Source organism: Ulvibacter litoralis (genome assembly GCF_900102055.1).
Lineage (GTDB): Bacteria > Bacteroidota > Bacteroidia > Flavobacteriales > Flavobacteriaceae > Ulvibacter > Ulvibacter litoralis.
This window is the reverse complement of the sequence record NZ_FNBA01000002.1, coordinates 704,195-720,335: the sequence shown is the minus strand read 5'-3', so window position 1 is coordinate 720,335 and position 16,141 is coordinate 704,195. Positions and strand designations below refer to the sequence as shown.

Annotated in this window: 16 protein-coding genes; 11 read left to right on the top strand and 5 right to left on the bottom strand. The window is 37.9% G+C overall.

Annotated elements, in window-relative coordinates; genetic code table 11:
• A complete protein-coding gene (locus tag BLQ00_RS09315; RefSeq protein WP_093143501.1) occupies positions 1–951 on the bottom strand; it encodes an isopenicillin N synthase family dioxygenase in 951 nt (316 codons plus the stop codon).
• Positions 952–1,073: 122 nt separating this feature from the next.
• On the opposite strand from BLQ00_RS09315, the gene BLQ00_RS09310 reads away from it, so the two are divergent.
• The 11 genes from BLQ00_RS09310 to BLQ00_RS09260 all read left to right on the top strand — a co-directional run bounded on the left by BLQ00_RS09310 (position 1,074) and on the right by BLQ00_RS09260 (position 11,504).
• Positions 1,074–3,080 carry an alpha-ketoacid dehydrogenase subunit alpha/beta gene (locus tag BLQ00_RS09310; RefSeq protein WP_093143499.1) on the top strand — a complete coding sequence of 669 codons (2,007 nt, stop codon included), beginning with the start codon at positions 1,074–1,076 and terminating at the stop codon, positions 3,078–3,080.
• A gap of 209 nt (positions 3,081–3,289) precedes the next feature.
• Positions 3,290–3,769, top strand: coding sequence for a lipocalin family protein (locus BLQ00_RS09305; protein ID WP_093143498.1), 480 nt, complete (start codon positions 3,290–3,292; stop codon positions 3,767–3,769).
• The gene (locus tag BLQ00_RS09300; protein WP_093143496.1) at positions 3,769–4,479 is read left to right on the top strand and encodes a YiaD family glycine zipper/OmpA-like lipoprotein; all 711 of its coding nucleotides are present in this window, start codon (positions 3,769–3,771) and stop codon (positions 4,477–4,479) included. Before BLQ00_RS09305 ends, BLQ00_RS09300 begins: the two co-directional genes overlap by 1 nt.
• 88 nt (positions 4,480–4,567) lie before the next feature.
• The gene (locus BLQ00_RS09295; RefSeq protein WP_093143494.1) at positions 4,568–5,692 is read left to right on the top strand and encodes an NAD(P)/FAD-dependent oxidoreductase; all 1,125 of its coding nucleotides are present in this window, start codon (positions 4,568–4,570) and stop codon (positions 5,690–5,692) included.
• Complete coding sequence (locus BLQ00_RS09290; protein WP_093143491.1) at positions 5,689–6,408, top strand: methyltransferase domain-containing protein; 720 nt, start codon at positions 5,689–5,691, stop codon at positions 6,406–6,408. The genes BLQ00_RS09295 and BLQ00_RS09290 overlap by 4 nt, the downstream gene beginning before the upstream one ends.
• Entirely contained in the window at positions 6,405–7,457 is a 1,053-nt protein-coding gene (locus BLQ00_RS09285) for a type III polyketide synthase (protein ID WP_093143965.1), read from the top strand. Before BLQ00_RS09290 ends, BLQ00_RS09285 begins: the two co-directional genes overlap by 4 nt.
• 3 nt (positions 7,458–7,460) lie before the next feature.
• Entirely contained in the window at positions 7,461–7,898 is a 438-nt protein-coding gene (locus tag BLQ00_RS09280; protein ID WP_093143487.1) for a 3-hydroxyacyl-ACP dehydratase FabZ family protein, read from the top strand.
• 64 nt (positions 7,899–7,962) lie between these two features.
• Positions 7,963–9,240, top strand: coding sequence for a beta-ketoacyl-[acyl-carrier-protein] synthase family protein (locus BLQ00_RS09275; RefSeq protein WP_175445432.1), 1,278 nt, complete (start codon positions 7,963–7,965; stop codon positions 9,238–9,240).
• Between the two features lie 5 nt (positions 9,241–9,245).
• Positions 9,246–9,500: an acyl carrier protein gene (locus BLQ00_RS09270; RefSeq protein WP_093143485.1), complete on the top strand. Its 255-nt coding sequence runs from the start codon at positions 9,246–9,248 to the stop codon at positions 9,498–9,500.
• Positions 9,501–9,513: 13 nt separating this feature from the next.
• Complete coding sequence (locus BLQ00_RS09265; protein WP_093143484.1) at positions 9,514–10,281, top strand: TerC family protein; 768 nt, start codon at positions 9,514–9,516, stop codon at positions 10,279–10,281.
• Positions 10,281–11,504 carry a class I SAM-dependent rRNA methyltransferase gene (locus BLQ00_RS09260; protein WP_093143483.1) on the top strand — a complete coding sequence of 408 codons (1,224 nt, stop codon included), beginning with the start codon at positions 10,281–10,283 and terminating at the stop codon, positions 11,502–11,504. Before BLQ00_RS09265 ends, BLQ00_RS09260 begins: the two co-directional genes overlap by 1 nt.
• Before the next feature lie 6 nt (positions 11,505–11,510).
• Here BLQ00_RS09260 and hpf read toward each other — a convergent pair whose 3' ends face one another.
• The 4 genes from hpf to BLQ00_RS09240 all read right to left on the bottom strand — a co-directional run bounded on the left by hpf (position 11,511) and on the right by BLQ00_RS09240 (position 16,127).
• Complete coding sequence (gene hpf / locus BLQ00_RS09255) at positions 11,511–11,810, bottom strand: ribosome hibernation-promoting factor, HPF/YfiA family (RefSeq protein WP_093143473.1); 300 nt, start codon at positions 11,808–11,810, stop codon at positions 11,511–11,513.
• Between the two features lie 90 nt (positions 11,811–11,900).
• Positions 11,901–13,100 carry a multidrug effflux MFS transporter gene (locus BLQ00_RS09250; RefSeq protein ID WP_229792598.1) on the bottom strand — a complete coding sequence of 400 codons (1,200 nt, stop codon included), beginning with the start codon at positions 13,098–13,100 and terminating at the stop codon, positions 11,901–11,903.
• 168 nt (positions 13,101–13,268) lie between these two features.
• Complete coding sequence (locus BLQ00_RS09245) at positions 13,269–15,158, bottom strand: OmpA family protein (RefSeq protein ID WP_093143458.1); 1,890 nt, start codon at positions 15,156–15,158, stop codon at positions 13,269–13,271.
• Positions 15,159–15,170: 12 nt separating this feature from the next.
• Positions 15,171–16,127 (bottom strand): PorP/SprF family type IX secretion system membrane protein, encoded by a 957-nt coding sequence (locus tag BLQ00_RS09240; RefSeq protein ID WP_093143456.1) that lies wholly within the window; start codon positions 16,125–16,127, stop codon positions 15,171–15,173.
• Between the last annotated feature and the right edge of the window lie 14 nt (positions 16,128–16,141).

Here is a 16,141-nt window from a genome sequence, read left to right as displayed (position 1 = left end):
TTATTTTTTAATCAGTCCAATTTCAACCAAACGTTGGTGTAAAAAGTCACCAGCGGTAATGTCGTCAAAAGCTTTTGGGTGCTCAGCATCGACACATTCGTCTAAGCAATTAAGCTTCATATCACCACGAGGGTGCATAAAGAAAGGAATTGAATAGCGAGGATTTCCCCATTCTTCTTTTGGTGGATTTACTACTCTGTGTATGGTAGAACGTAATTTATTGTTGGTATGACGCTCTAGCATGTCACCTACATTGATTACCAATTCGTCTTCTTCCGGAATGGCATCAATCCATTCACCATCTTTCCGAAGTACTTGTAAACCTCCCGTAGAGGCTCCCATCAATAAGGTAATTAAGTTGATATCTCCGTGAGCACCTGCGCGAACCGCTCCTTTAGGTTCTTCGGTAATAGGAGGGTAGTGAATAGGACGTAAAATACTGTTTCCATTGGTGGCCCAATGATCGAAGTAAAATTCGTCCAAACCAATATATAATGACAATGCTCTAAGCACATATATACCTGTTTTTTCAAGCATTCTGTACGCTTCCATTCCTGTTGCATTAAAAGCTGGAAGTTCTTCAACAATTACATTTTTAGGGTATTCTTCCGGTAAGTCTGCATCGGCAGAAGGTTCTTGTCCAAAATGCCAAAATTCTTTTAAATCGCCTTCTTTTTTTCCTTTAGCGTGTTCTTTTCCGAAGGAAACATAACCGCGTTGTCCACCCAAACCTTCAATTTCATAAGATTCTTTTGTTGGTAATGGTAATGCAAAAAAGGATTTAATTTCTTTGTACAAATCGCTTACTAAATCGTCACTTAAAAAGTGGTTCTTCAACGATACAAAGCCTATTTCTTCGTAGGCTTGCCCAATTTCAGTAACAAATTTTTGTTTTCTGTTGGGATCATCCGAAAGGAAATCGGCTAAATCGACACTCGGTATGTTATTCATAAGAATTGAATTTTAAAATACAAATATACCAAAATAGCTTTGGAAAACCTTCGTTAAAAAAGAAAGAGAAAAACTTTGGGGCACTCGCTTTTTTTCTACATTTGATATATTAAATATTTGAAATGAAAACCCAAACAACAACAGCTATAAATTTTAATTACAATCGTGCGTCTTTGGATGATGCGAAATTACGTTCATTGTACCGAGCAATGCTGAAACCTCGTATTATTGAGGAGAAGATGCTCATTTTACTGCGACAAGGAAAAGTATCCAAGTGGTTTAGTGGTATTGGACAAGAAGCTATTTCGGTAGGAGTTACTTCTGTGCTCGAAAAAGACGAATACATTTTGCCGATGCACCGTAATTTAGCGGTTTTTACGACTCGAGAGATTCCTTTGTTCCGACTTTTTTCGCAATGGCAAGGAAAAGCAAATGGATTTACAAAGGGGAGAGATCGTAGTTTTCACTTCGGAACGCAAGAATTCCACATTATTGGAATGATTTCACACTTAGGCCCTCAATTTGGAGTTGCTGACGGAATTGCTTTGGCAAATAAACTGAAGGGAAATAACAAGGTTTGCGCTGTGTTTACAGGTGAAGGAGGTACAAGTGAAGGAGATATTCACGAAGCGCTTAATGTAGCTTCTGTGTGGCAATTACCTGTGCTTTTCTGTGTTGAAAATAATGGTTACGGACTTTCTACTCCTACCAATGAGCAATACAATTGTGAAAACATTGCAGATCGTGGCAAAGGCTACGGAATGGAATCACATATCATAGATGGAAATAATATTTTGGAAGTATATACCAAACTAAATGATTTGGTTGAAAGTATGCGTAAAAATCCAAGACCTGTTCTATTGGAGTTTAAAACTTTCAGAATGCGTGGGCATGAGGAGGCGAGTGGTACGAAATATGTTCCGCAAGAGTTAATGGACGAATGGGCTGAAAAAGATCCGCTATCTAATTTTGAAAATTACTTGCTTTCAGAAAAAGTGCTTTCAGAAAAAATCATTGAAGAATACACGGCGGAAATTAAGCAAGAAATAGACGAAAATTTAGACTTGGCTTTCTCAGAACCCATGATAGAACCCAATGAAACTATTGAGTTAAATGATGTGTTTCAAGAATTTGAATATAAAGAAGTTACTGAAAATAAAGAAACAGCAGAGTTACGTTTGATTGATTCTATTTCTGAAGGTTTAAAGCAATCGATGGAGCGACATGACAACCTTATTATCATGGGGCAAGATGTGGCTGAATATGGAGGTGTTTTTAAAATCACAGAAGGCTTTGTGGAGGCTTTTGGAAAAGAGCGTATTCGGAATACACCTATCTGTGAGTCGGCAATTGTTTCGGCTGCTATGGGACTCTCAATTAACGGTTTTAAAGCGGTGATGGAAATGCAATTTGCAGATTTTGCTACTTCTGGTTTCAATCCGATTGTCAACTATTTAGCAAAATCACATTACCGTTGGAATGAAAAAGCCGATGTTGTAATTCGTATGCCTTGTGGTGCAGGTGTTGCTGCGGGACCTTTTCACAGTCAGACCAACGAAGCTTGGTTTACTCATACGCCAGGTTTAAAAGTGGTGTATCCAGCATTTCCGTATGATGCGAAAGGATTATTAGCTACAGCTATTGAAGATCCGAACCCAGTATTATTTTTCGAGCACAAAGCATTGTACAGAAGCATACGCCAGGAAGTACCTACCGACTACTTTACAATTCCGTTAGGAAAAGCAGCTATTTTGCGAGAAGGGGAAGCGGTAACCATTATTACGTATGGTGCTGGAGTACATTGGGCATTAGAAACGCTAAATGAGCTTTCAGACGTAGCGGCAGACTTGATCGATTTAAGAACATTAGCGCCTTTAGATACTGAAGCTATTTATGCGTCTGTTCAAAAAACAGGTAAAGTAATTATTTTGCAAGAAGATTCAATGTTTGGAGGTATGGCTTCCGATATTTCAGCACTGATTTCTGAAAACTGTTTTGAGTCGTTAGATGCGCCGATAAAACGTGTGGCAAGCTTGGAAACACCAATTCCATTTGCAGCACAATTAGAAGCTCAATACCTTCCGAAGAATAAATTTAAACAAGCATTATTAGATTTAATAGCGTATTAACATTTGCTGTTAAACTTTAGACAAATACTTGTGTAATACCACTAATAACGTGTAATTTCGTGCTATTAATTATTAATAAACCATCAAAATTGCATTCTTATTTAGCGCTGTGGTTTTCTGATTTTATGTATGTATAATATGTACATTAAGTTACGGCATTCCCGCAATAAATCAATGCATTTTTAACAACCATTAAACCTCATAACCCTATGAAAAAATTACTGTTATTTTCCACAGCTCTGTTACTTTTAGTAGCCTGTGGAACTCCAAAAACTGTTATTCAATCAAAAAAAGTATTGAAAGGAAATTGGACACTTGACGCAATATCGTACAGTGAAACTGGAACTTTTGATGTCACTATTTTTAACGATGTCACAAAAGACTGTTTCGAAGGTACTACGTGGCGATTTATCCCTAATAACAATTCTGGGATTTATACGGTAAACGATACCGATTGCGCTACTGGTGATCGTAATTTCATCTTTACAGTACAAGAAATTGATAAGGAAACAGGATTGTATGATTTCTTATTAAAACCAACCAATACGAAAGGTAAATCTGATACCAATAGCGGATTCAGAGTACAACTAGCGCAATTGACTGAATCTTCAATGCAATGGCAACAAACCGTTTCTTTAGACGGAAAACCTTTCACAATTTTTATGAACTTTTCTAAAACAATAGAATAATGAAAACACTTATTAAAAGAATATCTATAGCAACATTAGCACTAACCTTATTAGTAGGATTTAGTAGCTGTGAAGCAACTCAAAATGCAAATAATAAACAAAAAGGTGCTGTTATTGGTGCTGCTGGGGGTGCCGTTTTAGGGGCTATCTTAGGAAACAACATTGGAAAAGGTGGTAATGGTGAATTAGGAGCTGTTATTGGTGGTGTTGTTGGTGGTGGTGCCGGTGTTCTTATTGGTAACAAAATGGACAAGCAGGCTCAAAAAATTGAAGAAGAATTACCAGGAGCAGAAGTGATTCGTGTAGACGATGGTATCGTAATTACTTTTGATGAGAATAGTGGAGTTTATTTTGACACTGCGAAATACAACATTAATGCTGCTTCGCAAGCCAATTTAGACAAGCTTACAAATATTTTAAGAGAGTATCCAGATACCAACGTTTTAGTCGTAGGACATACAGATAGCGTAGGTCAAGATGCTTCTAACATGTTGTTGTCTGAGCGTAGAGCAAACGCAGTAACAAACTATTTTACAGCAACCAAAGGACTAAGCGCAAGTCGTTTTACTACGAACTGGTATGGGGAACAAACTCCTGTAGCTGACAATTCAACTCCAGAGGGGCGTGCTAAAAACCGTCGTGTAAACATCGCGATTGTACCTAACGAAAAAATGAAGAAAGAAGCAGAAAAAGAAGCTGGTGGAAACTAATTCTTTTAACTAATAAATTACAGTCCCGTTGTCAAACTATTTGATAACGGGATTTTTTTATATCAATAATTACTGCGTACTTTAAAGTATGACCCAAACCAATACGTATGATGTTTTAATTGTAGGCGGCGGACTCGCAGGTCTTAGCTGTGCTTTGCATTTATCGAAACACGATTGTAAAGTCTTACTTATTGAAAAACAGTCGTATCCGCATCATAAGGTTTGTGGCGAATATGTTTCGAACGAGGTCCTTCCGTATTTAAATAGTTTGGAGATTGATCCATTTCAGTTTGGAGCTAAAAAAATCACCAATTTCGAAATAAGCTCTAAAACAGGAACGTTGCTTAGCACTAAATTACCGCTTGGTGGCTTCGGAATGAGTCGTTTTGCATTGGATAACCTATTGTACGAAGCGGTTTCGTCCAATATTGATATCCTATTTGACACTGTTGAAAATATCGATTTCAACACGAATTTTCAAGTTTCTACACTTACCAAACAGGTTTTTACTGCTGAATATGTGGTAGGCGCCTTCGGAAAGCGATCGAACATTGATACTGCATTGCACCGCCCATTTATGCAACAGAAGTCACCTTGGTTGGCGGTAAAAGCCCATTACAAAGCTGATTTTTCTAATGATACCGTAGGACTACATAATTTTAAAGGTGGATACTGCGGACTCTCACGAACGGAAACAAACGCGGTAAATGCGTGCTATTTAACTACGTATGAATCTTTTAAACGCTTCGGAAACATTCCCGATTTTGAAGCGGCTGTTTTGTCTAAAAATCCACATTTGAAGCAATTTTACAACACAGCAACACCCTTATTTGAAAAACCGCTAACCATTAGTCAAATCTCTTTTCAAGTCAAGCAACCAGTAGAACATCATATTTTTATGGTAGGCGATAGCGCTGGGTTAATTCATCCGCTTTGTGGCAATGGAATGGCGATGGCGATACATAGCGCCAAGATTTTTGCTGAAACTTATCTCAAACACCGCAAGAACGGAACTAAAGATAGAGAAGCTTTAGAAAACACTTACACTCTTTTATGGAATCAGACCTTTCTGAAGCGTTTACACACAGGAAGAAAAATACAGAAACTATTGTTACATCCAACGGCTACTTCCGTAGGGTTTTCAGTAGCAAAACTGTTTCCTTCCATAGTACCAAGTATTATTAAAAAAACGCACGGAGCGCCACTTGTATGATCTATTTTTCAGCCACCAAACGATCGACACAACCAGAATTAATGGACGATTTCATGCTGCAAGGCACTGAAATGAAACGACTCCTTACCGATTTACAAATCGTAAACAAATGGCTCGGTGGAAATCAAATAACACTGGAGGGTATTGAAACCTTGTTAAGTAACATTCCAAAAACACAAACCATTACAATCTTAGATGTGGGTTGTGGCGACGGTGAAATGCTTCGGCAGTGCGCGCGCTTTGCTGCTTCAGAAGGATATCAATTTCAATTAATAGGCGTAGATGCCAATGCATTTATTTTAGAAGAAGCCAAACAACGCTCTAAAGACTTTCAGAATATAAGCTACCAACAACTAGACGTGTTTTCCGAAGCACTTTCCGAAGTAACCTTTGATATTTGTTTGTGTACGCTGTTTCTGCATCATTTTTCAAATTCAGAGATAGAAGTATTGGTCAATAGGCTTCAATCGAAAGCAACATTAGGTACGGTAGTAAACGACCTTCAAAGAAACCGCCTTGCTTTTTGGTTGTTTTCAGTTTTTAGTCATATCTTTTTAAAAACAAAGATTGCACGTTACGATGGCTTGGTTTCAGTCGCGAGCGGATTCCGTAAAAAAGAACTCGTGCAACGTTCCGAAGCTATTAAAAACAGTACATCTACAATTCGTTGGAAATGGGCATTTCGCTACCAATGGATTCTCAAAAAAAATACATGAGTGTAAAAATAACAACAGTTGCTACGCAATTACCGCCACATTCGAGGAATACCTCCGAAATAATTCCGTTTGTAAAACAATGGATGCACGAGCAGGACGAGCGGTTTCAGCGAAAAGTGATAAAGATATTTGAAGGAGCAGGGGTAGATCGCCGTTATTCTATCATGGATCCTATAGAAGTATTTACCAATCCGAGTTTTGAAGCCCGAAACGACATTTACACTCGGGAAGTTAAAAATTTAGGAAAGCAGGTGCTTGAAAAGGCGCTTCAAAAGGCAAACTGGGAGGCTACAGCCATCGATTTCATCATCACGGTAAGTTGCACCGGAATTATGATTCCGTCCGTAGATGCCTATTTAATCAACGATTTGAACATGCGACAAGATGTGGTGCGGCTTCCCGTGACCGAAATGGGTTGTGCAGCAGGTGTTTCTGGAATGATTTACGCCACCAATTTTTTAAAAGCGAATCCCGGAAAACGAGCTGCCGTAGTTGCTATTGAAGCACCTACCGCTACTTTTCAATTGGAAGATTTTTCGATGGTGAACATTGTGAGTGCTGCGATATTTGGAGATGGCGCGGCTTGTGTCTTACTTTCGTCGCATGACGATGATAAAGGACCTGAGATTTTAGGACAGGAAATGTATCATTTTTACAATGCTACAGATTTAATGGGCTTTAAATTAGTAAATACAGGGCTTCAGATGATATTAGATAAGGAAGTGCCGCAGCAAATTTCAGATCACTTTCCGAAGATTGTACATCCTTTTTTGGAGAAAAATAATACATCTATTGAAAATATTGAACATTTAATATTCCATCCTGGTGGTAAAAAAATTGTGCAAACAGTAGAGGCGCTCTTCGGAAGCTTGGGTAAAAATATTGACGATACTAAAGAAGTACTAAGACTGTATGGAAACATGAGCAGTGCGACGGTATTGTTTGTGTTAGAGCGATTTTTAAACAAAGATATTCCGAAAGGAGAACAAGGATTGTTATTGAGTTTTGGCCCCGGATTTTCGGCACAACGAATCTTATTAGAGTTTTAACGAATGCAAGCCCATTTTCAACAAATTATAGACGCCTTACCGTATTCTGAACCTTTTTTGTTTGTCAATACGCTGCATTCTGTTTCTGAAAATGGCGCAGAAGGTAGCTATACGTTTTCGAAAGATTCGTATTTCTATGAAGGACATTTTAAAAACAATCCTGTAACGCCAGGTGTGATTTTAACCGAATGTATGGCGCAAATAGGGGTTGTGTGTCTTGGCATCTATCTAACACAGAAAAATACTTCGGAAAAAGCGCAACTAGCATTAAGCAGTACCCAAGTCGATTTTTACAAAGCCGTTTTTCCGGAAGAAACCGTTCGAGTGGTTTCTGAAAAAGAGTATTTTAGATTTAATAAATTGAAATGTAAAGTTACCATGTACAATGAAGCAAACGAGATTGTCTGCAAAGGAAACATCAGCGGAATGGTAAAACTGTAATAAATTTGAAAGGCTTCAGAAGGAATTAAAAATATGCATTAAACAAAATAAATGAATCACCTCTATGCAGAATAAACCAAGAGTTGTTGTTACAGGATTGGGTGTCATTTCCCCCAACGGAATAGGAATTTCAAATTTTACAAAATCCTTATTTACAGGTGTTTCGGGTGTTCAGTTTTATCAAACACTTAAAGACTTACATTTTTCATGTCAAGTAGGTGGAGTACCATTTATTTCCGAAGAAAAGAAACTAGAATATTTTACACCATTGCAATTGCGAAACTTTAATAGCAATGGAATTTTATATGGTGTCTTGGCCGGAATGGAAGCCATTCAAAACGCTGGAATTGTCCCTCCAGAAAAAGAGGAAGATCCTTTATGGGACTTAGGAATCGTATTCGGCGTCGCAACAAGTGGTGTGGATAAATTTAGAGAATCCATTTATCAATTGGACGAAGGCAATGTACGACGTCTTGGAAGTACAGCTGTTGCACAAACCATGGCAAGTGGTGTGAGTGCTTATTTAAGCGGAATGATTGGTGCTGGAAATAGCGTTACAACTAATTCGGCAGCCTGCGCCACAGGAACAGAAGCTATTTTACTGGGGTATGAGCGTATTGTGGCCGGAAAGGCAAAACAAATGCTCTGCGGAAGCACGGGTGAAGACGGTCCTTATATCTGGGGTGGTTTTGACGCCATGAAAGTTACTACCTATAAACACAACGATACGCCACGAGAAGCATCCCGACCTATGAGTGAAACAGCGAGCGGATTTGTACCCGGAAGTGGTGCAGGTGCGCTATTGTTAGAATCGTTAGAAAGTGCTGAAGCTCGTGGCGCTACTATTTATGCGGAAGTATTGGGGGGCGCTGTAAATAGTGGCGGACAAAGAGGTGAAGGCAGTATGACGGCTCCCAATAGCAAAGCTGTTATTGCCTGTATAAAAGCTGCTTTACAAGATGCGAATATTACAGGAAAAGAAATAGACTATATAAACGGACACTTAACAGCCACTACAAAAGATGCGTTAGAGGTTGAAAACTGGTGCAAGGCATTGGACCGAAGCGGAACTGACTTTCCATATATCAATTCGCTAAAGGGAATGGTAGGGCATTGTTTGGCTGCTAGTGGTAGTATTGAAGCGGTTTCAACGATTTTGCAAATGCAACATGATTTTGTATTTCCAAATGTGAACTGTAACGATATCCATCCAGAGATTACTAATCTGATAGCTGCGTCGCGAATTCCTAGAGTGAAAATAGACACGAAAATACAAATTGCAGCAAAAGCTAGTTTTGGTTTTGGTGATGTGAATGCGTGTGTTATCTTTAAAAAAAATTAGTTTCAATGACTTCAGAAGAAATTTTTGATCAATTAGTACCGATTATAACCTTGTATCTACCTGACGACGTGTCTCCTGATGAGATTCAGTTGAAAAGTGACCTTACTGGAGAATTGAATATAAATTCGGCACATCTTGTCGATATCGTCCTTGATGTAGAGGATACTTTCAGTATTGTATTTGCAAATGAAGATATGGAGCAGCTACATACTGTCCAGGATGCCATTACTATTATTCAGAAAAAAATAACCACTAAGTAACCTTATCAATTTTATGGAAGCATTATTTACTGCGGAAAATTTTATCACCCTTATCTTATTAACACTGCTACAAGCGGTTTTAGGACTAGACAATCTACTTTACATCTCTTTAGAATCGAAACGGGCTCCCATTGAAAAGCAGAAAATGGTACGTCAAATCGGAATTGGAGGCGCAATTGTATTACGAATTGTCTTGTTGTTTGTTTTATTGCGATTGATAGACCTTTTTCAAGATCCTTTTTTTGGGATTCATGGGAATAGCTTTTTTGAAGGATCTTTCAATTTACATAGTGTTATCGTATTGTTTGGAGGTATTTTTATTATGTACACCGCTGTCAAAGAAATTTTACACATGATGTCATTAGATGTTACTTCCGAAGGGAATAAAAAACCCAAATCGATAGGAATGATTATTACTTCCATCGTGATTATGAATTTAGTCTTCTCTTTCGACTCTATATTAGGTGCAATTGCATTAACCGATGTATTTTGGGTAATGGCAGTTGCTATTGTTATTGGTGGTTTGATGATGATTTGGTTGGCTGGAAAAGTGACCGAATTTCTGAAAAAGAACAGAATGTATGAAGTTTTAGGACTTTTTATCCTTTTAATAGTAGGAGTGATGCTACTTACCGAAGGGGGACATTTAGCACACATGAAGCTCTTCGGAAACGAAATAACTCCAATGAGTAAAACTACTTTTTACTTTGTGATTGCCGTCTTAGTGATTGTAGACATTGTTCAAGGACGTTACCAGAAGAATTTAAACAAAACTCTTTAATGTTTTTTACCACACAATTTCCTGAAATTACTCCCGACAGACTTGCCGTAAAACTATCGGTGACTGGCGAACGCAATGTGCGCAGTGGTCATCCGTGGATTTTTAGCGATAGTATCGAAAAAGTCAATAAAGAAGGAGCTTCTGGAGATATTGCGATCATTTTTAGTCATTCCAAAAACAAAGCAATTGGCGTTGGATTGTACGATCCTGATTCGCCCATTCGTATTAAAATGTTGCATCATGGAGGAGGAGCGACCATAGATTCTGATTTCTTTTCTGAAAAAATTACGGCTGCTTACGCATTGCGAACTGAATTGTTAGAAACCAAAACCAATAGTTACCGACTGTTGTTTGGTGAAAATGACGGATTTCCAGGATTTATAGCCGATGTCTATGATAATGTGTTGGTTGTAAAACTATATTCGGCCATTTGGTTTCCTTATTTTGAAACAATTCTGAAGCATTTAATAGCCGTTTCAAATGTTCAGTGTGTTGTACTTCGATTGAGTAGAAAACTACAAGAAAAAGAAGCGTACGGACTGAAGGACGGGCATGTTATTTACGGGAAATTAGAAAACGAGGTTGTTCAGTTTATAGAACACGGAGTTAACTTTTCAGCCAATGTGATTAAAGGCCATAAAACGGGATACTTTCTAGACCATCGCGCGAACAGAAAACGAGTGGGAGAACTTTCCGAAGGGAAAAAAGTGCTCGATGTATTTTCGTATGCGGGAGGTTTTTCGGTACACGCTCTAGCAGGTGGCGCCAAAGAAGTTACAAGTTTGGATATCAGTAAGCAAGCACTAGAAATAGCACTTGAAAATGGACAGTTGAACGACTATTCAGGAACACATACAACCATTACAGGCGATGCTTTTGAAGAAATGCGAGCTTTGATTAAAGCACATAAAACGTTTGATGTTGTGGTGATAGATCCGCCGAGCTTTGCGAAAAGTCAGAAAGAAATTGAAATTGCAAAAAAGAAATATACACAACTAGCCCAGTTAGGGACTCAATTAACTGCTAAAAAAGGGATATTGGTTTTGGCGTCTTGTTCGTCTCGAATTACAGCTGATGTATTTTTTGAAATCAATGCAACGGTATTGAAACAACAATCGAGAACATTTACTACATACTTAAAAACGCAACACGATGTTGATCATCCTGTTGCGTTTTTAGAGGGTACTTATTTAAAATGTGGGTATTATCGGTTTTCAGATTAAAACCTCTTAATGCGATTGCATTTTGTCTTTTCGTTTTTGTAATTGTCTTTGTAGGTTGTCCATAACGTCTGCGATAGCTGCTTCAAAACCAGTGGATGATGATTCAGCAAAAAGAGTAGGGCCTGGCGTATTAATGCGAACACTACATTTTTTCCCAGAATCGTCACTCATATTTTCACTCTTAAAATAGACGTCTGAGCTTATAATAAAATCGTATTTATCTTCTAACTTGCTTAGTTTTTTTGCTGCTAGTATTTCTAATCTGTCACTTGCTTTTACGTTGTGATACTCGAAATTAATATTCATATATATAGTATTTATTGATGATATATTAAAGATACGAAAGAACTAGGAAACTACTTGTAAGATTATACTTCTTTTAAGAAAATAAGGTCATTATTTTGAACGCTTCAAAAACAAAAGAATTAATAATGAAATAAATGAGCATATCGCAAAACCTACAAACAAAGGAAAAGCAGAATCTACAACAAAACTACCAATGTAGATACTAATGGGAACTGCCATAATTGTTGATATAAATCCGGTAATCGCTGCAGCCATTCCGGCAATATGACCTACAGGCTCCATGGCCAAGGCGCGTAGGTTTCCGAAGAGAAAACCCAACATAAAAAACAACATCGCAAAAAACAAAATAACAATCGATACTGGGGGATTGGTACCTCCAAAAAACAAGATGCTATACAGGATTGAAATTCCGAAGAAACCCAAAAGGGAAAAAGTGATTAGTTTTTCGGTTCCGTATTTTAAAACAAGGGATCCGTTTAAGAAAATTGCGGCGCCAATAGAAATTGCCAAGCCTGCAAAAATGAAGGGAAACTCTTCTTTTAAGTTGTATTGAATTTCGAAAATTTGCTGCGAGCTACTCAAATACACAAAAAAGGCTCCAGAAACAAAACCAGTGATAAGCGTATATCCCATCGTTTTTTTCTGTTTCAGAACTTCTTTAAACCCATTTTTAAAAATAGGAAAGCTTGGTTTTACTCTATCTGCAATTGCCAGTGTTTCGGGTTGTTGTCGCCAAAACCAAAAGGAAACCAAAATGCTAATGAGTACTTGAATATAGAAAATGCCTTGCCAATTGTAATGATCTAATACAAACTTACCTAGCAAAGGTGCGATTACAGGAATGAGGATAAAAACTACAGTAACAAACGACATGATACGCGCCATATAATCACCACTGTACATATCCCGAATAATTGCAATACTTATGGTTCTAGGTGCCGAAAGTCCGATACCTTGCAGTACACGTCCTAAAATCATCATTTCGAGGCTCGTAGCATTGATACAAATAAAACTGGCCACAATAAAAAGCACAAATCCCATATAAACAATGGGTTTACGTCCTAAACTATCCGATAACGGCCCAAAGAGTAGAGGACCCACACCAAGACCTAGAAAAATCATGATGACCAATAATTGATTATCTGATGAGTTTTCAGTACCAATTGCCAATCCGATAATGTCTAATGCTGGAAGTAAAGCATCGATAGCAAGTGCTGCCACAGACATTAGGGCGGCCATTAATGCAATAAATTGAAATTGAGAAGAGGAGTTTTGTTTAATCGTAGGCATTAAGCAAAAATACTGCATAATTGCGTGGGAAGCTTCCTTCGTAAAACACAAATATTTGTTAATTCTGAACCGTTTTTCAGCAACATTGTAAACGTTTAAGGAAGGTAATAGAAAAGGAGGTAAAATTTAAAAATCCCACCTTATTTTCTAAGATGGGATTTTTTTGACTTACTTTAAAATGGTAAACTCACTACGACGGTTGATGTCGTACTCATCGTCGGTACAGATGCCTTCACGTACACAACGGTTTAAAGGTTGTTCTTCTCCGTATCCAATGCTTCGTAAACGGTTGCGGTCAATTCCTTGACTTACTAAAAACTCTAGGGTAGAAGCAGCACGTTTTTTAGATAAGCTTAAGTTATAATCGTTAGAACCACGTGCATCGGTATGTGATGCTACTTCAATTTCCATTTCTGGATATTTCTTCATGATGCCTACCAATGTTCCTAGAATAACGGCAGCATCTTCACGAATGTTCCATTTGTTGAAATCGAAATAAATTCGCTCTAAATTCACTTGAACATCACCACGTGTATTTTCAGTAATGCGATCTTCTGCATCTTTATACGATTCTAGGTTTAGTAAGATGTTATGAATTATTTTACCACGCTTGTCGGTAGAGAAATCTACATCGAACGGAATGTATAATTTACGCGTTCCGCGAACCGTGTATTTTTTGTTGGGTTCAATTTTAAACAGGTAGGTAGCGTCTTCTTTTACAATGGTATCTTGAAGTACTTTTTTGTTTTCATCAAACAACGTCACCAATGATCCTGGAAGTAATGCCAGACTGTTTTTATCTTGTACAATTCCTGTTACTAGGTATTTTGTTAAGAAATTATCTTCCCTTTTTAAGGTGTAAATTTTATCTTCTCCAGAACGGTTTGAACTTACAAAACCCGTCGCTGCATTTTCTTTCACAACGTAATTAAAATCGTCTAAAGGACTGTTTAAAGGCGCGCCTAAGTTAATAGGATTCGCAAAAGTTCCGTTTACATGGCTACTTCTAAACACATCCAATCCTCCAAACCCTTGGTGTCCGTCAGACGAAAAGTAAAGTGTATTGTTATCGCTAATAAAAGGAAATTGTTCGCGTTGTTCGGTATTTACTAAAGGTCCAAGATTTACAGGAACTCCCGTTATACCATCTTCCATAATAGGTACTTTGTAAATATCAAAACTCCCTAAACTACCGGGCATATCACTTGCAAAATAAAGCATAGAACCATCTTTACTTAGTGTTGGGTGTTCGGTATTGTATGAATCGCTTGTAAAGGCTAGGGGACGCACATTGGTCCACACACCCTCTACTAAATCTGCTTGGTAAATTTTTATGTTTGCCACTTTTACGTCACCTTCTTTTAACCGCTTTTTATTGGTTCGGTTAAAGTACATTTTAGTACCGTCATGATTAAAAGTAGCGTTACTTTCATGTGAGTTGGTATTTATTTCCTTCGGAAAGGGTACCACATCTGTCAACTCATTTTGTTCGTTGATAATTCCGTTGTACAAATCTAAATACGGAGCATTGTTCCATAGGTAAATAGGATTGTCGGTATTACGTGCAGAGGCAAAGGCAACGCGGTCCTTTCCGAAGAAAGACAAACCGAAATCTTCTTTCCCGTTGGCATTATTTAACGGTGAAACTTCAAAAACATGTGGCGTAGTTTTACGAACTTCTTCCATAAACGCGAACGAATTATGATTTTTTCCGAAGTAAGCTGCCAAAATTTTATCGGCTTCATCGTATTTTTCAATCCCTTTTAATGCTTGTCCGTAACGGAATAACACATCATCATCCGGTTCTACTACATAAGTATCGTTAAGTTCTCCATAGGTGCTGGCAGCTTTTTTAACTTGACCCGTATAGTAGTAACAATCTCCTAATTTTTCTAGATTTTCTGCGTTGCGTTCTTCGGCTTCAAATCCTTCGATAGCTGCTGCATAGGAGCGCATTTCGTATAATTGATTGGTCTTTTTTAAGCTTAGTTTACTTTGTGAAAACAACGTCGTTCCCATACTTCCAAAAACCAAGGCTGCTAGTATATATTTTTTCATCAGTTTCATATTTTAAAAGAATCTAGGTGATCTGTCGTAACCACGTTGTAAGTTGAATAAATCGAAATCGAATAATACCATAATCTCATGCGACCCAGAATTGTAGTCGCTTAAATTGCTGGTCGTCATATCGTAGGCATACCCAACACGCAATTGAGGTGTGACTCTAAAGTTTACCAGACCTGAGAATGAATCGTCTAATCGGTAGCCAATTCCAGCTTCCACACGCTTCTGAATTAACACATTCGCGGTAAGGTCCATCGAAAAGGGTGCTCCTTTTACACCTTTAAGCATAAAGGCTGGTTTCAGTTTAACGTCTTCACTAATATCGAATACATATCCACTCGTTAAGAAAAAGTGGATGTCTTGAACTCCTGTAGACGACACACCGTTTTCATTCTCTAAATGAGTTGATGTCAATAAATTTGGCGCCGATACACCTGCATAAAAGCGATCGGTAAAGTAAAAAGCACCCGCACCAATGTTTGGAAACGCTTTGTTGATGTTATCATTAAAAGCGATATCGGTACTAGTATCTCCCGATTGCAATTGGAAATCGTTAAAGTTGGCATTAAACAACGTAACACCCGCTTTTACACCTAGTGATAATTTACTGTTTTTAGATACTTGAAGTACATAGGCAACATCTGCATAGATGTTATTTTCTGTTACAATATCTCCAATATTATCATTGGTAAAAGAGATACCTGCTTCTACTTTTTCGCTTAAAGGGGTATGTGCAAAGAAGGTTCCTGTTCTAGGAGCGCCTTCTAAACCTACCCATTGTGAGCGGTACAAACCTCCAATGTTTACCATTCCTAGTTCGCTGGTTGCATACCCAGGATTTATGACACTCATATTATACATGTATTGTGTAAACTGAGGGTCTTGTTGACTATAGCCTAAAAAGGTGCAAAGCAAAAAGCTTAGCGTTATAATCGTTCTGTTATATATATTGAATTGTTTCATCTTGTTTCTTCTTA